This window comes from Nostoc sp. MS1 (genome assembly GCF_019976755.1).
Taxonomy (GTDB): Bacteria; Cyanobacteriota; Cyanobacteriia; order Cyanobacteriales; family Nostocaceae; genus Trichormus.
Window position 1 is genome coordinate 7044685 of sequence record NZ_AP023441.1, and the last position, 23047, is coordinate 7067731.

Consider the following 23047-nt stretch of genomic DNA (forward strand, 5'->3'; position numbering starts at 1 on the left):
TGATGTCATGTCTGCTTAAATACTTATCATATAGCGGAGGTTGGTAATTGGTAATTGGTAATGGTAGAAAACAATTACCTAAAAGCTCATGTTAAATATTTACGCAAATTTTGGGCTAGTGTTGTACTTTTAAGCAAATTGTAATGGTTTCCGGCAATGATTTGCTCTTCTAGGGAGCTAATCATTTTGTTCCAACCTGAATCTCTCACAGATGTTTCCTCGGACTGCAAGAAAATCGTCCGTCCAGAATAGGGCTGCGGAAAATAACGGAAAAAGGCTTGTCTATTTGCTTGGAAAATTTTAAACCAGGAATGTAGCTGTTGTTCGCTAAATTCTGGTGGTAAAACATGAGCCGTTTTAGCCCAATTTAAAACGTAGATCAGCAATTCTTCTTGTTGGGTATCTCGAAGTTCCTCCTCAGATAAACATATTTCCTGATTGAGGATACCAGCCATATCCTTAACAAAGTAGTAAGCAACCTGATAAGGATCATCAAGTTCTTCTAGTGACGGTATTTGCTGAGTGTCGATAGTCACTGAACTAATCAACTTCGGTACATAACTATCTATTAATGCTAATAAAGCGACTTCATCTGTGTTAGTCAATAGCTGCTGTGCCATCTCAAAAGCAATCACACCACCCATTGACCAACCACCCAAGTAATAAGGCCCGGTAGGTTGAATTGTCTTGATGGCTTCAATGTAAAGGGCAGCCATGTCTTCAATACAGGTTAGGGGTTCCTCTTCATTCAGCCCTATTGCTTGCAGTCCGTAAACAGGTTGTTCATTACCCAAGTTACGGGCTAAATCTGCATAACAAAGAACGTTACCTCCGATTGGGTGGATACAGAAGAAGGGGGGTTTGCTGCCAGTTGACTGAATAGGTACTAAGGGCGACCAAGTTTGTGAAATTGTTTCTTGACGCAGCACTGTTGCTAACTGTTCAACAGTTCCATGTTGGAAAAGGGTAGTCAAAGGTAAATTTTTGCCGAACTGCTGCTGAATACGCGACATCAAACTCACAGCCAGTAGGGAATGTCCACCAAGTTCAAAGAAATTTTCCGTAACTCCAACTTGATTGAGTCCCAAAACTGCCGACCAAATCTGTGCCAATTGTAATTCTACTGTGTCGCGGGGCAGTACTTTTATAGTCTCCTCACTCCTTTGAGTATTTACTTTTCTCAATGCGTGACGGTCTACCTTGCCATTGGGTGTGAGTGGCAGACTTTCCAAGAAGACAAAAGTATTTGGAACCATGTAAAAAGGTAGTTTACTGGTGAGGAACTGACGCAATTGACTGGTTGTGGGTGTGTGCTGTGGATGGGGGACGACGTAGGCAACTAAGCGCCGTTCGCCTGGGTTGTCTTCGCGGGCGATCGCACAACATGATTGCACATCTTCATGTAGACTCAGTACAGCTTCAATTTCTCCCAACTCGATGCGGAAGCCCCGTAATTTCACTTGAGCGTCAATCCGTCCCAGGTACTCAATACTACTATCACTTAAGTAACGGGCTTGATCCCCAGTTTTGTAGAGGCGAGAATTAAGTTGATCGCTGAAGGGATGGGGAATAAATTTTTCATCAGTTAAATCGGGACGGTTGAGGTAGCCCCGCGCCAAACCCACACTAGCAATGTGCAGTTCTCCGGGTACACCAATAGGCACAGGTTGGAGATGGGCATCAAGGATATAAATTTGCGTGTTGTCAATGGGACGACCGATTAGTGGCTGTTCCCCTGGCTGACATTGGGCAACCGTAGCGCAGACAGTCGATTCAGTCGGGCCATAGGCATTCAAGAAACGTCTTCCACTAGCCCATTTTTCCACTAAACTGGCTGGACAAGCTTCTCCGGCAACAATGAGAGATTGCAAAGCTGGCAACTCGGCGAAAGGTAAAGCAGCCAGGGCTGAAGGTACAAGCGTAACGTGTGTAATCTTTTGCTGTTGCAATAACTCCAGCAAAGCAGGCCCTGGTTGCATGGACTCTGGGCTGCCCAAATACAACTTCGCCCCCGCACAAACAGCCATGAAAATTTCCGAGATGGAAGCATCAAAGCTCAAAGAAGCAAATTGCAGAACGCAACTATCAAGAAGGACATCAAATGACTTGATTTGGGCTGTGACTAAGTTACATAATCCGCGATGAGCGATCGCCACTCCTTTGGGTTTGCCAGTTGAGCCTGATGTATAAATTATATAAGCCAAGTTTTCCGGTGTGACATCAGTGATGGGGGAAACGCTTGCACCTGAAAGTTCCAGCGCATCTAAGCAAACTACCCGCCCTTGATGGTTTGGTAAAGAGGCGACATATTTCTCCTGAGTCAAGACAACTGACAACAGGGAATCTGACAATATATAAGCGATGCGCTCTTGGGGATAAGCTGGGTCGATGGGAACGTAAACACCGCCAGCCTTGAGTATAGCTAGCAGTCCCACCATCATCTCTAAACAGCGTTCCACACACAGCCCCACCATTACCTCGGCTTTGACTCCCAGACTCTGCAAGTATTGCGCCAGTTGATTTGCTTGTGCGTCCAACTCGCGGTAGGTGAGCTTCTGCCCTGCAAACACTACGGCTATGGCATCGGGTGTCCTCTCCACCTGCGCCGCAAACAACTCATGAATACATTTATCTTGGGGATATTCTTTGGTAGTGTTGTTCCACTCAACTAATAACTGATGCCGTTCTGTGGAAGTTAATAGTGGTAATTCCGCAATTTTTATTTGGGGATTTGCCACAATTGCTTGGAGTAACGTTTGAAAATGTCCGGCTAGGCGAGTAATTGTTGTAGGCTCGAATAAATCAGTGCTATAACTCCAAATACCTTCCAGACTTCCGCCAACTTCCTGGCAATTTAGTTCTAAGTCAAACCTGACTGTTTCCTCCAGTGGTAAGGGCATATCTTGGATAGTTACACCAGGCAAATTCCAAGAAAACTCAGGGGCATTTTGAAAGGCAAACATCACCTGTACCAGAGGATTCCGGCTCAAATCTCGCTCTGATTGTAGTTTTTCTACTAACATCTCAAAAGGCAAGTCTTGGTGAGCGTAGGCTGATAAAGTTGTTTGCCGCACTTGCGCTAATAACTCAACAAAGCTAGGGTTGTCGGAGAGATTGCCCCTTAATGCTAGGGTGTTAGCAAAGAACCCCATGATTTGCTCAACGCTGTGGTGGTTGCGATTAGCAATTGGCGAGCCGACAACAATATCTGACTGCCCAGTATAACGAGAAAGCAAGACTAAAAAAGCTGCCAGTAGAGTCATGAACAAAGTTGCATCTGACTCCTGACTCAACTTTAACAGGCGTTGTGTCAGGTGGCGATCAAGTTGAAAACGCTCAATGCCTCCTCGGAAGGACTGAACCGGGGGACGTGGTTTATCAGTGGGCAGTTCTAGTACACCAGAGACACCCGCTAACTGTTCTTGCCAGTAGGTCAGTTGGCGTTCTAAAACTTCGCCTGTCAGCCACTGACGCTGCCAAACGGCAAAGTCAACGTATTGGATGGGTAGTTGGGGTAGTGGGTTGGGCAAGCCTTGAATAAAAGCTGTGTATAGCGCAGATAACTCACGGATGAAGATGCTCAAAGACCAGCCATCATAGATGATGTGGTGTATCTTCAACAGCAGCACATATTCCTGCTCACTCAGTTGCAGTAGGATGAACTGGACTAATGGCCCAACAGCTAAATCGAAGGCTTGAGATGCAACAGACTCGGCAATTTGCCGCACCCTGTCAGTTTGCTCCTGGGTGGATAAGCCCTGCAAGTCATAGACAGGCAAAATCAAGGTACTGGGATCGGCAATTAGCTGGACAGGTTTTCCCTCTACCGTAGGAAAAGTAGTTCTTAAGACTTCGTGACGGCGAACGAGTTCATTCAGACTCTGTTCTAGTACAGCTATATTGAGAGAACCATTGAGTCGCAGAGAAACCAGCGCATTGTAAGAGCGACTGTCTGGTGAGAGGTGGTGTAAAAACCAGAGTCGCTGTTGAGCAAAAGACAGTGGTAGTTCAACGTCCCGTGACACCTTGGGAATTGGTGACTGATGAGCAGCTTTCACCTGCTTTGCTTGCTGTAAAAACTGGATAATTTCTGTTTTTCGCCCAGCTATTTCCTGACGCAACGTGGAAGTTAACACCCCTTCAGGCGCATGACAGCGCAAGCGAACCTCTTCCAGAGGCGCTCCGCTAACGCCATCAGTTTCCAGGTTAATATTCAAGTTGCTCAGGTGACACACGAATTCAACGATGCTTTTGCTCATGCTCAAAACTCCACTAGTTCCCCACTCACTTGTGTAACTGATAAATCTTGTGCTACCCAGTCTACAGCCTGGACGTAGGAGGCTATTCCGGCTACAGTGGGAGACTCAAACATCAACTGTATAGATAAGCTAAGTCCAAAAACCGAGTTAATTCGGGACACAACTTGAGTAGCTAACAGGGAATGACCACCAAGTTCAAAGAAATTGTCATTCACCCCAATACGTTCAACGCCCAAAACTTCACTCCAGATTTGCGCTAGTTGCGCTTCAATGGGTGTACGCGGTAATACAAACCCAGTAGATAGATTTCGCGTCGCTGTATCAGGTGTAGGTAAGGCGCGGCGGTCTACCTTACCATTGGGTGTCAAGGGCAAGGCATTGAGGAGAACAAAAGCAGCAGGAACCATGTAATCAGGTAGCTTTTGCTGCAAATAGGAGCGTACCAACGGTACAAGCTTTTGGACTAATTTACCTTGTAAGGGGTTATTTGTGTAGTCAGTCCAAGATTTCGTGGTGATAGTGGCACTATCCCAGAAAGCAACTGCCGAAGTTATTTCCGCATCATGGCGGCAAAAAACTACGTCATAGCAACCATCCTGGCTACTCTCCCACCAACTGGGGTAAACATCGTATCCCAGTTGTTGACCCAACTGGTAAAACTCCTCTGGGGAAACTCCTGCTTTGGGCTGTTGTGCTAATAATTGCCGCAGTTGTCCAACTGTCTCTACATCCGGGGGATTTTCCAACCAATGATAAATAGAGAGCGGTTGTTGCAAGCGTTGGTTAGGTACGCGCCTAATACCTAACAGTGGCGGTTGCTGTTGTAATTGATGTTGAATTTGTGTCAACGAGAGTTTATCTAGTTGCCAATTTAACCAAGGAACTGTGGTTTCCTTAACTTGAGTTCCAATGTGCAGAGTCACATCATAACGGAATTGGGTTAATTCATTTTCAGCATTGCCGCGTTTAGGCTGAATTTCTACCCTACCAATAGCAGGAAAGCGGTTTTGCAGGGCAATGAAAAACCTGGGGTCAATCACCAACTCTTCTTCAATTGCCGCACTAGAATTTACTTGCTGCTGCCATTGCTCAACTGTTCTTTCTTCAGAGGCTTGGAACAACTGCACTGCGGCATGGTATGGTTCGAGCAGAGGTAAGGAACGTACATCACCGATAAATAAGCTTCCTTGATTGCCAATAGCGGCGATCGCGCCTTCAATCACTTGTAACAAATATTCCACACTGGGGAAATACTGCACAACTGAGTTGATAACCACAGTATCGAAAGCACCTTTGGGGATATCTGTAAAGTCATCCGCCATTCTGTGCAGCAGGCGCACATTGTCGAAACCTGGCAATGTTTGACATATTTGCTCAACATGAGCGATCGCCGCGCGAGAATAATCACATCCCCAATACTCAAGGCATTGCTGGGCAACACGGGATAATAGTAAACCTGTACCACAACCAATTTCTAACACTCGTTGCGGTGATAAAGCGAGGATGCGGCTAACAGTATTTTCCACCCACTCCCGCATTTCCGGCTCTGGAATGGCTTGCTTGGTGTATGAACTGTTCCAACCAGATATATTAAATGTGGGGTCATCTATAGATAGTTGAGGCTGTCCATAAGCTTGTTCATAGAGACGTTGCCAGTCACTGACATATTCACTCTGCCATTGTGCCAACTCTTCGGGTAAGACTTGATTTTTCAGTGCTGGGACTAAGTAAGCTACCAGTTGTTGATCCCCATTGACAGTTCTGGCGGTGACGACACTTTCTTGTACCAAGGGGTGTTGAGTTAACACATCTTCAATTTCACCCAACTCGATACGGAAACCCCGAATCTTGACTTGGTTATCGATGCGTCCCAGGTATTCGATCCTGCCATCACTTAAATAACGTGCCAAGTCTCCTGTTTTGTACAGCCTAGCCCCGGACTCATCGCTAAAAGGATGAGGGATGAATTTTTGTTCGGTTAAATCTGGTCGATGGAGATAGCCTCTAGCTAATCCCGCACCGCCAATATGCAGTTCACCGGGTACACCAATCGGGACTGGTTGTAATTGCTCATCTAAAATGTAGACTTGGGTATTAGCTATGGGACGACCGATAGTTACTTTTGCGTCTTGGGGAGTGCATTTGGCTATTGTGGCGCAAACGCTGGCTTCTGTCGGACCATAAGCGTTAAAGAAGTCTCTCCCCCTAGACCAAAGTTTTACCAATTCCAGAGGACAAGCCTCACCAGCAACAATGATTGTTTGCAGTTTGGGCAATTCTTCATGAGGCAAGACTGCCAAGGCTGATGGTGGTAAGGTGATATGAGTAATGCCATAGTCGCGTAATCGCTCAATTAACGGCGCACCGGGCATGATTGAGTCTTTTGTTGCCAAATATAATGTAGCGCCTGACCCAACAGCCATCAAAATTTCTGATATGCAGGCATCAAAACTCAAAGAGGCAAACTGGAGAACGCGACTATCACTATCCACAGCAAAAGCTTGAATCTGTGCCAGCGCCAGGTTAACTAATCCCCGATGCTCAACCATCACCCCTTTCGGTTTGCCTGTGGAACCACTCGTATAAATTACATTCGCTAGATGAGCAGATGTAACTTCGGTCACAGGGTTTTGGTGATTGTTCGGGTCAAGTTGTGACTCTATTTCATCGATTAAGACCAGTTTTGCCACAGTTGTGGGTAGTTTCTCTAACAGTGGTGCTTGCGTCAGTAGTACCGATACTTGCGTATCATCTAGCATCCAGCCCAGACGTTCAAGAGGATAGTCACTGTCAAGGGGTACATAAGCGCCACCTGCCTTAAGAATCGCTAACAGTCCGATAATCATTAACGGACTACGCTCTACACATAACCCCACTAGTACATCTGCACCCACACCTAGAGAACGTAAATATTGGGCTAACACATTGGCGCGGCTATTCAACTGCTGATAGGTGAGTTGTTCATTGGCAAAGACTACAGCCACCGCATCAGGAGTTTTTGCTGCCTGTTCCTCAAATAACTGATGAATACATTTATCTTGAGGATAATCTAGGATTGTATCGTTCCACTCCTTTAATAATTGATGGCGTTCTGGTTGAGTGAGTAAGGGCAGTAATGTTACTGGCTGCTGGGAATTAACAACAATTGCCTCTAACAACGTTACATAATGCTGCATCATCCGGGCGATCGTTGTGCCATCAAATAAATCTCTGTTGTAACAGACAACACCATCAATTCCCGATGTTGTTTCCCATAAGTGAACTTCTAGGTCAACCCGAACTGTTTCATAGCACCAAGGTAGATCCTCGACTTCTAAACCTGGCAAATTCCAACCAGAGGAGGGCGCATTCTGGAGAGCAAAGGCTACCTGCACCAATGGGTTACGATCCAGGTTGCGCTCTGGTTGCAACTCTTCGACTAACATCTCGAAGGGCAAATCTTGATGGTCGTAAGCATCTTTAGTTACCTGCCGCACCTGTGCCAACAATGCTTCAAAGTTCGGTTGACCAGATAAATCAAATCTCAAGGCTAGAGTATTGACAAAAAAGCCAATTAACCCTTCTATTTCTTTGCGGTTGCGGTTGGCGATGGGTGGGCCGATGACTAAATCTGTTTGCCTACTGTAGCGCGACATCAACACCAAAAAACCCGCCAGCAGCGTCATAAACAGAGTGCTTCCCGACTCTTGCGATCGCTTTCTCAGTTGACTGATCAGGTTTTGATTGATTTTAAATAGCTCTACACCAGCTTTAAAAGTTTGTACGGGTGGGCGGGGTCTATCTGTGGGTAGTTCTAATAGCGGTGGCGCTCCTGCTAGCTGTTGCTTCCAGTAATTTATTTGTCTAGCTAACACATCCCCAGTTAACCACTGTTTCTGCCATACGGCGAAGTCGGCATACTGAATAGGTAATTCTGGTAGAGGTGAGGGTTCTCCCATACAGAAGTCCGCATACAGCATGGACAACTCACGGGTGAAGATGCCAATTGACCAGCCATCAGCCGCAATGTGGTGGATATTTATGATCAAAATATGCTTTTGTGGTTGCAATCTTAATAAAGTTACCCGTAGTACAGGGCTTTGGGAAAGGTCAAAGGGTGTTTGTCCCTCTATGTGAACTAGCCTACGTGCTTCTGTTTCTGGTTCACTAAACTGTTGCAAATCAATTATTGGTAAGTCCCATTGAGGATGCGGATCAATTACTTGTATAGGTACACCATCTACCTCCCGAAAACAAGTCCGCAGGACTTCATGGCGCTGTAAAATTTCTCCTATTGCTTGTTTGAGGGCATCTACGTTCAAGGAGCCTTTGAGTGCTAGCGCCCCTGTCATATTATATGTGGCAGTTGCACCTTCCAATTTGTAAAGAAACCACAGTCTTGCTTGGGCAAATGAGAGGGGTAAATTTTCCTCTCTTGAGATGGGAGTAATAGCTGATTCAACAGAGTTAGCAGAGGTTTTAGCTTTTTGGAAAAAAGTGATGATTTCTGTTTTTCTTGCTGCTATCTCTTGCTTAATTTCTGTTGTCATTGCTCCCTTGGGAGACTGATATCTGAGCTTATCCTCTTCTAGCCAAAGTTTGATATCTAAACTATTTAAGTAAGATAAAAATTCTACTAAATTCATTTGCTAATTACTTCCTAAAGTTGTTTAATTATGTATAAATTATGCGGTTTGCTATTGGATAAAGATTTTCTCAGTCTCCCAGTTAATTGGGTTTATGTATTTCATTTAAGTTATTTGAAAAATCCTTAATGAGATACATATAGCGGTTTTCAAGTCAGTGAGGTACAGGAAAAATAATTGAACGCAGATGAACGCAGATGAATCTGTATTTTATCCGGTTGCAATCCGCTATAAATTTATTTGTGTAGTTAGTTTTTCATAGTTCTCCTTCTTCGTAATCTGCTTGTGTATCTGTGATGGATGGTTGACCATCTTGTACTGAACCAATGACTTCAATCAGTTGTGCTAAGTTAGCGATCGCTGGATATTCAAAGAAGTTTTGTAAGGACAATTCCACAGAGAAAATATTTCGCAGGCGCGATATAACTTGAGTCGCTAACAGGGAATGACCACCAAGTTCAAAGAAGTTGTCATTCACACCGATGCGTTCAATACCCAAGACTTCACTCCAGATTTGTGCTAGTTGCGCTTCAATGGGTGTACGCGGCAGGACAAAGCCAGTCGAAAGATTGCGCGTAGCTGTATCAGGTGTAGGTAAGGCGCGGCGGTCTACTTTGCCATTGGGTGTCAAAGGCAGGGCATTGAGGAGAACAAAAGCACTTGGAACCATGTAATCAGGTAGCTTTTGCTGCACATAGGAACGTACTAACGGTACAAGTTTCTGGACTAATTTACCTTGTAAGGGGTTATTGGTGTAGTCAGCCCAAGATTTAGTGGTGATCGCGGCACTATCCCAGAAAGTAATTGCCGTTGTGTTAACATCATGGCGGCAGAAAACTACGTCATAGCAACCATCTTGGCTACTCTCCCACCAACTGGGGTAAACATCATAGCCCAGTTGTTGACCCAACTGGTAAAACTCCTCTGGCGAAACCCCAACTTTGGGCTGTTGTGCTAATAATTGCCGCAGTTGTCCGACTGTCTCCACATCCGGGGGATTTTCTAACCAATGATAAATCAAGAGTGGTTGTTCTACCCGTTGATTAGGTACGCGCCTAATACCTAACAGTGGCGGTTGCTGTTGCAGTTGATGTTGAATTTGTGTCAACGAGAGTTGATCTAGTTGCCAATTGAACCAAGGAACTGTGGTTTCCTTAACTTGAGTGCCGATGTGCAGAGTTACATCATAGCGGAATTGGGTTAATTCATTTTCCGCACTGCCGCGTTTAGGCTGAATTTCTACCCAAGTGATTTGCGGAAAGCGGCTTTGTAGGGCAATGAAAAACCTGGGGTCAATCACCAACTCTTCTTCAATTGCCACACTATAATCTACTTGCTGCTGCCATTGCTCAACTGTTCTTTCTTCAGAGGCTTGAAACAACTGCACTGCTGCATGGTATGGTTCGAGCAGAGGTAAGGAACGCACATCACCGATAAATAAGCTTCCTTGATTGCCAATAGCGGCGATCGCACCTTCAATCACCTGTAACAAATATTCCACACTGGGGAAATACTGCACAATTGAGTTCAAAACTACGGTGTCGAACTCGCCTTGAGGAATACCTGTAAAGTTATCTGCCGTTTGATGCCGCAACTGCACATGATCTAAACCCTCAACCGTACTACATACCTGCTGAACGTACTTGATGACGGCGAGGGAATAATCAGTTCCCCAATACTGAGGGCATTTCTTGGCAATGCGCGATAGCAGTAACCCTGTACCACAACCAATTTCTAATACACTCTGTGGCAAATTAGCTTGAATGCGGTTCGTTGTATTCTCTACCCACTCCTGCATTTCCCAATCTGGAATGGGTTGTTTGGTGTAGGAACTGTTCCAACCAGCAAGATTCAATGTCAAGTCATCTGTGGCTGCTGCATCTTGGCTGTAGATTTGTTCATAGATCGTTAACCAGTCATTGACATACTCACTTTGCCATTGTGCAACCTGTTCTTGTGATGTTTGACTGTGCAAGGCTGGTACTAAGTAACCTACCAGACGTTTACTTCCAGGGGAATCTTCCCTGACTACGACAACAGACTCTTGTACCAAGGGGTGTTGGCTTAAAACTGCTTCAATTTCTTCTAGTTCGATGCGAAAACCGCGAATCTTGACTTGATTATCGATGCGACCGAGAAATTGAATATTGCCATCACTCAAATAACGGACTTTATCACCAGTTTTATATAACTTGGAATTGTTAAAAGGATGAGGAACAAATTTTTCTTGGGTTAACTCGTGGCGGTTGAGGTATTCTTTTGCTAAACCATCTCCCCCGATGTAAAGTTCTCCCGGTACACCTACACCTACAGGTTGGACTTGCTCATCTAACACATAGATTTGCGTGTTAGAAATTGGTCGTCCAATGGGAATAGTTGTCGCTTCTTCGCTGACTTCCTCCACCAAGTACCAGGATGTAAATGTGGTATTCTCTGTCGGGCCGTAAACATGGAGTAGTCGTTGCGGCGCACCATGTTTGATGACTTCTCTCACCCATTTCGGGTCTACTGCTTCACCACCAAACAGAAGATGTTTCAGTTCACTGAAGGCTGAGGGGACTTCTTGGGCAATTTGATTAAATAAGGCAGTTGTCAAGAATAATACGCTGATACCTTGCCCTCGCATAAACGCGGCAAAGTTTCTCGGTGACAATGCGACATCTTTACTCACCCCTACCAACCGCGCACCGTTGAGTAATGCGCCCCAAATTTCAAAGGTGGCTGCATCAAAGGCGCAATTTGCCGCTTGGGCGATCGCATCTGTTGGTTCTATATTGATATAGTTGGTGTTGATCACTAAGCGGTTGACTGCTTTGTGAGTTACAGCTACGCCTTTGGGTTTGCCTGTGGAGCCGGAAGTATAGATGACATAAGCTAAATCCTCTGATGTCGCTGCGGCTTTGGGGTTTTCGTGACTGGAGCGGGCGTTAGCGGCGCTTAACGTTCGCGTAGCGTCTCGCAGAGAAGTTATCGCTTCCCCATCGGTATCAAAACACACCACTTTAGCTTGATGTGCGGGAATCTTCTCGGCTAATTTATCTGTGGTTAACAGTACCGTTATCTGGGTATCATCGATGATGAAACTTAAACGTTCTTGAGGATAATCGGTATCCAAAGGCACATAAGCCCCGCCAGCCTTGAGAATTGCCAACATTCCCACAACCAGAGATACAGACCTTTCTACACATATACCCACCAGCACCCCTGGTTTTACTCCCAGTTTTTGCAGATAATGTGCTAGTTGATTTGCCTGAGTATTTAACTGGTGATATGTGAGTTGTTGGTTGCCAAAGACTACCGCAACTGCATCTGGAGTTTTTTCTACTTGGGCGGCAAACAAATCATGAATACATTGGTGACTGGGATAATTACTAGAGGTATTGTTCCACTCTACTAACAATTGCTGTTTTTCTTGTGCTGTCAGTAGGGGCAGTTTGTTGATTGGTTGCGCTGGGTTGGTAACAATGGTTGTTAACAAATTTATATAATGCTGCATCATGCGGGCGATCGTTGCCCCATCAAATAAATCAGTACTGTAATAACAATAACCTTCCAGACCTCCGGCAACTTCCCAGAGGTGAACTTCTAGGTCAAATCGCACTGCATCCAAATCCCAAGGCATCTGTTCGACGTTTACACCAGCCAGATCCCAAGGGTAAGTTGCCGCATTCTGAAGCGCAAACATCACTTGCACTAGGGGGTTGCGATCCAAGTTTCGTTCCAACTGCAACTGTTCAACCAACATCTCAAAGGGTAAATCTTGATGCTCATAGGCATCTTCAGTCACCTGTTGCACCTGTAACAGTAGAGCTTCAAAGCTGAGTGCTAGGGATAAATCAAATCTCAATGCTAGGGTATTGACAAAAAAGCCAATTAACCCTTCGATTTCTTTACGGTTGCGATTGGCGATGGGGGAGCCAACCACAAGATCCGTTTGCCCACTGTAGCGAGAGAGTAAGACGACAAAACCCGCCAGTAGGGTCATATACAGAGTGCTGCCTGACTCTTGGCTGAGTTGTTTCAGCCTAGCAGTCAGCTTGCTATCGAGTTGAAAGCGTTCTGTTCCTCCCCGAAAGCTCTGTATAACTGGGCGCTTGCGGTCTGTAGGTAACTCTAATAAAGGTGGCGCTCCTGCTAGCTGTTGCTTCCAGTAGCCTAGTTGCGCTGCTAAATTATCACCGCTTAACCACTGCCTCTGCCATACGGCGAAATCCGCATACTGAATGGGTAGTTCTGATAGGGGCGCTGGTTTACCCATACAGAAAGCTGTATACAGGATGGACAACTCCCGGATGAAGATGCCAATTGACCAGCCATCAGCCGCAATGTGGTGGATATTTACTAACAACACGTGCTTTTGCGGCTGCAATTTCAATACAGTCAGCCGCATTAAGGGGCTTTGCGACAGGTCAAATGGTGTTTGTGCGTCTTGGACGGCTAGCCTTTGGGCTGCTTGTTCTGGTTCACTTTCCTGTTGCAAGTCAACTATTGGTAAATCCCATTGAGGATGCGGATCAATTACTTGTGCAGGAACACCATCCACCTCACAAAAACGAGTCCGCAGGGCTTCATGGCGCTGTAAGATTTCTCCCATTGCTTGTTTGAGAGCATCTACGTTGAGAGAACCGCTCAGTGCAAATGCCCCAGCTATGTTATATGTGGCAGTTGCACCTTCCAATTGGTAAAGAAACCAGAGTCTTGCTTGGGCAAATGATAGGGGTAAGTGAGTATTGCGGGGAACGGGAACAAGCGGCTGGGCGACAGATTCGGCTTGGAGATTAATCTTTTGCAGAAAATTAATAATTTCGGCTTTGCGAGTTTGCAGTTGCTCACGAATCTCTGCTGTGAGTACACCTTGGGGGGCATTACAGCGTAGGCGGTCGCCTTCTAGGGTCAGCTTGATGTCGAGACTGATTAACTCAGACAAAAAAGTTTCAATAGCTTTCATAGGTCAATTTCCTCCCGGTTATCTAATGACTCACTCACAGACTCTTGTAGTTTTTGCATGGTGGAGCGAATTTCTTCCACACTCACAGCCAACTGGGCTACTGTGGGTTGTTTCAACAGTCGGCGCTGAGGAAACTCTAGAGAGAATGTTTCTCGCAACCGAGAGATGACCTGAGTGGCTTTGAGGGAGTTACCGCCCATTTCAAAGAAGTTGTCATTGATGCCAACCTTTTCCACTTGTAGGACTTGGGCGAAAATATCTGCGATCGCCGCTTCTGTAGAATTACTTGGTGCAACATAACTGACTGAACGGCTCAGTTCTAGGTCAGGTAATGGTAGGGCGCGGCGGTCTACTTTGCCGTTCGCTGTCAGTGGTAACGACTCCAAGATGACAAAAGCATTGGGAATCATATACTCTGGTAACTTGGCTTTGAGGAATTGCCGCAGTTCGTTAATATTCGCCTTCTGCTGTGCTACTACATAAGCGACCAAAAATTTATCACCAGGATTTTTTTCCTGGGTAATTACACAACATACCTGCACATCATCATGTTGACTGAGTACGGCTTCAATTTCTCCCAACTCGATACGGAAGCCCCGCACCTTAACTTGGTTGTCAATTCGTCCCAAGTATTGAATATTACCATCAATTAAATAACGGACTAAATCTCCAGTTTTGTAAAGTCGGGCATCGGGTGCATCACTCCAGGGATGGGGAATGAATTTCTCCTTTGTCAATTCCCTACGGTTGAGATATCCTCTTGCCAATCCCGCACCCCCAATGTGCAGTTCTCCGGGTACACCGACAGGAACGGGTTGTAAGTGCTTGTCTAAAATGTAAACTTGTGTATTACCAATGGGGCGACCAATGGGGATGGACTCTGTAGTTGCATCAATCTCTCTAGGGATGGGGTGACAACAGGTAAAAGTTGTGCTCTCCGTCGGCCCATATCCATTAATGATTTGTGTTTCTGGTAAAGCTTGTAAAGCTCTCTGGACATGAGCAACCGAAAGGGCTTCCCCACCAACGAGTAGTTGTTTAATTCCCAAGAGAGCCTTTTCATCATCATCAATAATCGAGTTAAACAAAGCCGCCGTCAGCCATAAAATGGTAACGCCATGTTTTTTGATTTCATTGCCCAGAGTTGGCGATGTGGGGATAGTTCCAGGGAAGAGAACGCATTTCGCCCCATGCAGCAAAGCGCCCCAAATTTCTAATGTGGAAGCATCAAAAGAAATCGGCGCTAGTTGCAAAAATACTTGTGTAGCATCGAAATCAGCGTAATTTACACCAAACAATAGACGATTAATCCCACGGTGAACAACTTCAACGCCTTTCGGTTGACCTGTAGACCCTGATGTATACATCACATAAGCCAAGTTACTCGGTTGCACATCAGCAATCAAGTTATCTTGACTATATTTAGCAATTAAGTGAACGTCAGCATCCAAACAAACAAGCTTGGCATGATGTTGAGGTAGTCTCGCCAAAAGTGACTGTTGGGTGAGCAAGACGGAAACTTGAGCATCTTCTAGCATCAAGCTCAAACGTTCTTGGGGATATTCAGGGTCAAGTGGAACATAAGCACCACCCGCCTTGAGAATCCCTAACAATCCGACAATCATTTCTATGGAGCGTTCCACACATAACCCAACCAGCATATCTGCGCCCACACCTAAAGATTTGAGGTAGTTTGCCAACTGGTTAGCGCGGCAGTTTAATTGATGGTAGGTGATTTGTTGATTGGCAAACACCAATGCTACTGCATCGGGATGGCGCTGGACTTGTTGCTCAAACAACTCATGGATGCACTTATCCTCTGGATAATCTGTTTGAGTATCATTCCACTCGACTAATAACTGATGACTTTGGGCAGGAGTTAGTAGGGGTAATGAGCGCAGATGTTGTTTTGGCTCGCTCACAACTGCTTGCAGCAGAGTTTGAAAATGACTCAACCAACGCCCAATGGTGTCTGCATCGAATAGGGTTGTATTATAGTCACATTCAAGTATGAGTTCCCCGGCTATTTCTATCACATTTAAATGCAGATCCCGATCCTTAAAGCTCACAGTTTGCCGGAATAAACTAATCTCCAGTTGCGACATTTGTGGCAGAGAAATCGGTGGCTCTAAATTAAAGCTCACGTCAATCAAAGGAGAGCGACTGTTGTCTCTTGGGAGATTCAGTTGATTGAGCAATTGGGCAAAAGGATAATCTTGATGCTCATAAGCCGTAAATAAATTATCCCGCATCTGTTGGAGATATTCGGCAAATGTAGGATTACCCGACAATTGACTGCGTATCGGTAGGAAATGGGCGCAGTAACCAACCATCGCCTCACTGCCTAAAAGCGTTCTCCCAGATGTGGGAACCCCGACAATAATATCGTCCTGTCCTGTCAGGCGATGAATTAATGTGGTGTAAATCGATAGCAGGGTCATCAGCAAGGTGCAGCCCTGTTGACGACTGAACAGTTTCAGGTTTTTGGTGACTTGAGCATCCAGCTTGATGCTTGTCCGACTGGCGTGATAAGTTTTGATGGCTGGGCGAGTGCGATCGCTTGGCAAATCTAGAATAGGCGGTGCAGCCAATTTCTGCGACCAGTAGGATTGGTGTGTTTTACTTTCCTCGCTCTGGTGTTGCTGATTTTGCCACTCGACAAATTCCCGGTATTGTTTGGGGGGCTTGAGTTGGGAAATGGTTCCTTGAGACTTAGCCGAATACACAACCCCCAATTCTCGCAGAATCACACCTAATGACCAGCCATCAACTACGATGTGATGGGCAGTTAAAACCAATAAATGCTGTTCTGGCTCTAATTTGAGCAGATGCAGCCGGATCAGACAACCACCAGCAAGGTCGAAGGGTTTTTGGCTTTCTTGCTTGAGCCACTGGGCGGCGTGATTCTTAGCGTCTTCTACACCAGTAAAATCTATGACAGGGCAATCTACTTTAAAAGTAGGTAATATTTCCTGCACATCCCCCTGGGAACTGATTTTTGTCCGCAGTGCCTCGTGACGGTCAACAACTTGCTGTAGCGCCTTAGTCATGGCGCTGGCGTTCACAGGCCCTTGTAATTGCAGCGTTACAGATTCGTTATAGGCAACTGAGCCATCATCGCCTAACTGGGCTAACATCCAGAGTTGCTTTTGGGCTTCAGTTAGGGGAATGGTGTCATTGGGCTTTGGTTGTGAATATAACTCTTTGAGAGCGTTGAGGTGGGGTAAATTCTCCAAAACCGCCCCTTCATCTACACCGAAGTCGATAAAGCAGGCGATTTCATCAACCCCCACAGCCCGCAAATTATCAACCACCTTGGCACAAGAGGCGGGAGTGCCAATCAAAGCACTGGTTTGCACATAACGTTCATAAGCCGAGGATAATAGAAAGTCCTGGTCTTCTGGGGAAAGTTGGTCAAAATCGATTTGCAGACCTTGGCTTTTCATCATATTCTGCAACAGCCCCAGGGAAGATTTCAAATAATTGAAGAAGGGCTGTTTGGCTTGCTGGCGGGTTTGCTCTAAGTCACTGCCAACGAAAGTATGTAGTAATAGGGTGACAGTTCCCGATGCTGGCGGATAACCATTTTTTGCCAATGATTCACGGTACAGGGCGATATTTTGGGCTAAATCTTCTACGCTTTGTCCCATGAGATTTGTTAAAATGCCTGCACCAATTTCGCCGGCGCGAATGTAAGTATCTGGATTGTTGACAACTGTAATCCAAATGGGTAGTTGGGATTGCATAGGCATGGGGAAGGTTTTCACCCTAACCTTTTTCCCCAACCCATCGACTGCTTCGATAGATTCCCCTTGCCAAAGTTGCTGCACAGTGGCAATTTCTTGGAACATCAGTTCCCGATGTTGACCAAAATTTTGGGGTGCGAGGACAAAATCATGGGAATGCCAACCGGAGGCAAAAGAAATACCTACTCTACCTTGGGAGAGGTTGTCAACTACTGCCCATTCTTCGGCAATACGAATGGGGTGATGCAAGGGTAGCACCACACTTCCTGAGCGTAACTGAATCTGCTGAGTTTCCCGCGCTAGGGCAGCAGCAATCACTGAGGGATTGGGTGAAAAACCGCCGAAGGCATGAAAGTGTCGTTCGGGAATCCAGATGGCGGTGAAGCCGTGGCGATCGCCAAACTCTGCGCCTTTAAATAACAGGTTATACTTGTCTGTGCTAAATTCTGCGTCGTAGCTACCAAAATAGTACAAGCTGAATTGCACGGGTTTTTGCTCTGGGGAACTAACTTTTAGGTCTAAGTTAGTTGGTGCAGACCGATGTCGCTCCCAAAATCCTTTGGCTGGGGTGGTGGCGCTGTTTTCTGTCTCACGAGAGGCTGGAGACATCAACTGCTTTTTTGCGCTTAAAAAACCTCCTGCCCGCAGTTCCTTGATAGTATCTTTGACGGCTTGAATTATATGGTCAATATCTGCATCGGTATGTGCTGTAGAAAGATAACATCTGCGTCCTTCCCAGATGTAAACACCTTTGTCAATTAAATGATAAAAAAATAAATCTAGATTTTGGGAGAAAGTAAACCGAAACTGCGAACCAAAATGCACAACGCGGATAGGTACATCTTCGGCTTCAAAGTAAGAGTTAAGTGTTTGTGCAAACTGGGAAGTGCGTTGATTTAACTGCTCCTGAAGCGCAGGGCCTTGTTGTTGGAGATGCTTCAGCACTGCCAAGGCAGCAACCATACTTGTATGATTTTTATTAAAAGTGCCGGCGAAAAATATTCTTTCCGCCTCTGGATAAGAAGCATCTCCATAGTTCCACATACCACCATCGAGAGCATTCATGTACTGGGCTTTCCCAGCGATCGCTCCTATGGGAGTCCCACCGCCCACAATCTTGCCATAGGTGACGATATCTGCTTGAATGCCAAACCAAGCCTGCGCTCCCCCTGGGTGGATGCGAAAACCTACAAGCACTTCATCAAAAATTAGTACCGTTCCTGATGCTTGTGTTAATTGCCGCAATTGATGTAAAAACTCTTTGGGCTGCAAATCTGGTTTCAGTCCCTGCACAGGCTCAACCAGTACAGCCGCTAATTCCTGAGCATGGGCTTGCAAAATCTCAATAGATTTTGGCTCGCCATAATCCAGTACGAGAACATCTTCCACGAATTTATGAGATACTCCTGAGTCTAGGGGTATAGCAGCAACCTGATTGTTGCTGGTGGCTAAGACTCCATCAAAATGACCATGATAGGAATTAGTAAATAGAGCCACCTTAGCCCGACCTGTTGCCGAACGTGCTAGCCGCAGGGCTGTCATAACTGCTTCTGTTCCTGAGTTACAAAAAGTAACTCGCTCCATACCCGTCAGTTCGCTAATTAACTGGGCAACTTCTCCCGCTAATTTAGACTGGGGGCCTATTTGTAAACCTTGTTGCAGGTGCTTTTGCAGGGCGGTGGTAATAAACTGGGGGGCGTGACCAAAAAGCAGCACCCCAAAGCCCATAGTAATATCTACATATTCATTCCCGTCTACATCCCACAGCCTGGAACCTTGTGCGCGATCGCCGACAATGGGATAAAGCATCTCTTTCATGGAGGGGCGAAAGCCAGTGATAGCTCTACCATCGGCTAGTACCGGACGATAAGTTTGTGCCATTTGTTTTGATTTTTGATGGCGCTGGTTGTAGCGATCGCTGAATTCTTTGAGATGCTGCTGTTGTTTTCCTGTAACATCTGCAATAAGAGCAGGAAGAGGTGGGGATGATTGCTTGATCTGCGGTTGGGTGGGAGTGATGGGGTTTTGTGGCTCTGGGCGGGGCGCATCAACGGCTGGCGTGATGCTTGGTGTTGATTGCATCTGTCCCTGGGATAAAATTATCTTTGCACCACCACCGCGTAAAACATCTAATTGCTGAGACATTAAATCAGCTAAGATTTGCGACTGCTGAGACACAACTTGGAGTTGCTGTGTCATAATTTTTTCCAAAGCAGTCTGTGGTAATACTGTTTCTTGCTGTGGCAAATTCTGTGTATGCTCAAAGCTCGGTTCAGGAACTGTTTCTCGGCGTTGAAAACTCTGTATACTATGAACCGTGGGAGTAAATATGGGTGGTTCTGGCGGCTGTGGTTCTACCTGAATTTGCGGTACATCTGGCTCGACCAATTCCGGTGATAAATTCTCGTCTATATACGTAGCTAAGGCATCAATAGTCTTCAAATCCTCAAATAACTGACGGATGGCGATTTTGATCCCATAGGTACTTTCAATCCGACGCACAGCTTCAACTAGCACAATTGAATCTGCACCCATTTCCAAAAACAGACTATGAATGTTAACATCTGCTGGCGGGATTTGCAGCAAATTCCCGACTAAGGCTTGCAATGTGGCTAAAATTTCTCCTCGTCTGCGAGGTTTGGGAGTAGCATCTACTTTTGATGGCGGTTTTTTGCCATTTACAGCCAAGTCTTTTTCATTCATGGTTTGTGGAATCCAATATTGCTGTTTTTGAAACGGATAAGTAGGTAATGGGACTTTGGAATGGGGGTAGTCTTGCTCAAACCCCAACCAGTCAACTTTGGCTCCAACTACGTATAACTGTGCCAAACTAGAGAGCAACTGTTGCCAAGGTGATATTCCAGAACGCAAGGAAGGTAGCCATAAACCTTGGTCATCTGGCAGACATTGACGACCCATAGCCAATAAAATCGGTTTGGGGCCGATTTCTAAAAAGACTTTATACCCTTGCTGATCCAATGTCTGCATACTATTGGCAAACCGCACTACTTGGCATACATGACTCACCCAGTAGTCGGCTGTGGCAATTTGCTCATCAGCTAGTTTTCCAGTAACGTTTGATACTATTGGTATTTGGGGCTGCTGGTACGTAATTTGATTGGCGACTGTGGCAAATTTCGCCAACATTGGTGTCATCAAAGGAGAATGGCAGGCATGGGAAATTGGTAAACGTTTGGTTTTGATTCCCTGGGCTTCTAATTTGTGACAAATAGCACCAATATCTTCACTGAGTCCAGAAATCACCACACTTTCAGGGCCATTGATGGCGGCAATCGCTACTGTCTGCTGATAAGCTGCTATGATTTCCCTTACCTGTTCCACCGATGCCATCAGCGAAACCATCTCGCCATCATCGGGCAACTGCTGCATTAACTGTCCCCGATGAGCAATTAGTTTGAGTCCATCTTCTAGGCTAAAAACTCCGGCGATAGTTGCCGCTACATATTCGCCTACGCTATGCCCCATGACGACATCTGGCTCAATTCCCCAGGATTTCCACAGTTGATATAAGGCATATTCAAAGGCATACAGTGCTGGTTGAGTATAAGCCGTTTGATCGAGCAAGGATGAAACATTGTCTCCTGTCTGAGTAGGATACAGCACCTCTATTAGGGAATGCTCCAGATAAGGGCGGAGAATTTCATCGCATTGCTCTAGAGTTTGCCGGAAAATGGGCTGAGTCTGGTAGAGTTGATAGCCCATCCGCATATATTGGGAGCCTTGTCCAGTACATAAAAAGGCTATCTTCGGCGGCTTTTTGCCTGCTTGATTTGCGATTAATCTGGTCGTGTCTTTACCATCGGCAAAAGCAGCTAGTTCTTCGACCAACTGCTGCTTGGAGTCAATGACAACAGCGAGACGGTGCTGAAAATGCGATCGCCCTGTATTCGCACTCAGACAAATATCTGCGAGGGATATATCAGGATGAGAGTTGAGGTAATCTTGATAAAGCCTGACCAGTTCTGGCACAGCCGACTCAGTTTTGGCACTGAGGGTAAGTAAGTGGCAAGGACGCTCATCGGTTGGTAATTGGGCATCTGGGCTTGCTGGTGCTTCCTCTAAAATTACGTGTACATTAGTGCCACTCATACCAAAGGAACTCACTCCAGCCAGTCGGGGGTTTTGTTTTGCTGTCCAGGGAGTTGCTACAGTAGCAACATCGATTGGCAGTTGTTGCCAAGGAATGTACGGATTTGGTTGTTGCAGATGTAAACTAGGTGGGATTAACTTGTGTTGGAGAGCCAGCACAACCTTGATGAGACTGGCGATCCCAGATGCTGCTTCTAAATGACCAATATTAGTTTTTACCGAACCAATAGTCAGGCGATCGCTGGCTGAACGTCCTTGACTTAATACCTTGCCCAAGGCTAAAACTTCAATGGGATCGCCTAAAGGTGTGCCTGTTCCATGCGCTTCTACATATTGGATCTGGTTTGGTTCTACTTGAGCATTAGCCAATGCTTGACGAATTACCGCTTCTTGTGTCGCACCGTTGGGGGCGGTGAGTCCATTACTTTGACCATCGTGATTTACTGCCGAACCTTTAACTAAAGCTAGGATGCGATCGCCATCTTTGATGGCATCACTCAGGCGTTTCAACACTATGATGCCACATCCTTCTCCCCGGACATAGCCATCAGCGCTAGCATCAAAGCTTTTACAGCGTCCGTCACTACTTAAAGCTTTGAGTTTGCACAAGCCAATTGTAGTTGTAGGCGAGAGCATCAAGTTTACACCACCTGAGATCGCCAAATTACACTCTCTGGAACGCAAACTAGAACAAGCCAGATGAACCGACAATAGTGAAGAAGAACAACTAGTATCTAACTGCATAGTCGGGCCGCGTAGACCTAATACATAAGACAACCGACCTACAGCAATACTTTGAATATTACCTAATAAACTGTAACCATCAATATCTATATTTGATTGTGAATAGTCATCTATACCAACGCCAATAAATACTCCTGTCTGACTTTCTTTCAAATCTTCTATAGGAATTAAAGCGTTTTCCAATGCTTCCCAAGTTACTTCTAAAAGTAGCCTTTGTTGGGGATTCATACTTTTAGCTTCTCTGGGAGAAATACCAAAGAATTGCGGATCAAACTTGTCTATCTCGTTTAAAAATCCACCATACCGCGTGTACATTTTTCCTGGTACATCAGGATCTGGATCATAGTAAGCATCAATAGCCCAACGATTTGACGGCACTTGTTGAGTTGCTTGTTTACCCTCACGCAACAAATCCCAAAATGCTTGCGGATTATTTGCCCCCCCAGGAAATCGGCATCCCATACCGACGATAGCAATTGCCTCTGAACTTGCTTGCTTCATGCCATCAAGTTCACCACGCATATCTCTTATTTGTAAATATGCGTTTTTCAACAAAAGTCGATAATCTATATCTTGTGAATTAGCCGTCATATCACTTTTTTTGTGTAGTAATTC

At 45.6% G+C, this 23047-nt stretch carries 4 protein-coding genes; all 4 read right to left on the reverse strand.

The features are described 5' to 3' along the window. Positions 1-86: 86 nt before the first annotated feature. On the reverse strand, positions 87-4259 hold the full coding sequence (locus NSMS1_RS30525) for an amino acid adenylation domain-containing protein (RefSeq protein ID WP_224089089.1): 4173 nt from the start codon (positions 4257-4259) through the stop codon (positions 87-89). Between the two features lie 2 nt (positions 4260-4261). After that, positions 4262-8884 (reverse strand): non-ribosomal peptide synthetase, encoded by a 4623-nt coding sequence (locus tag NSMS1_RS30530; protein ID WP_224089118.1) that lies wholly within the window; start codon positions 8882-8884, stop codon positions 4262-4264. 256 nt (positions 8885-9140) lie between these two features. Beyond that, positions 9141-13832 (reverse strand): non-ribosomal peptide synthetase, encoded by a 4692-nt coding sequence (locus NSMS1_RS30535; RefSeq protein WP_224089121.1) that lies wholly within the window; start codon positions 13830-13832, stop codon positions 9141-9143. Then, complete coding sequence (locus NSMS1_RS30540; protein WP_224089140.1) at positions 13829-23023, reverse strand: non-ribosomal peptide synthetase/type I polyketide synthase; 9195 nt, start codon at positions 23021-23023, stop codon at positions 13829-13831. Before NSMS1_RS30540 ends, NSMS1_RS30535 begins: the two co-directional genes overlap by 4 nt. Positions 23024-23047 lie beyond the last annotated feature (24 nt).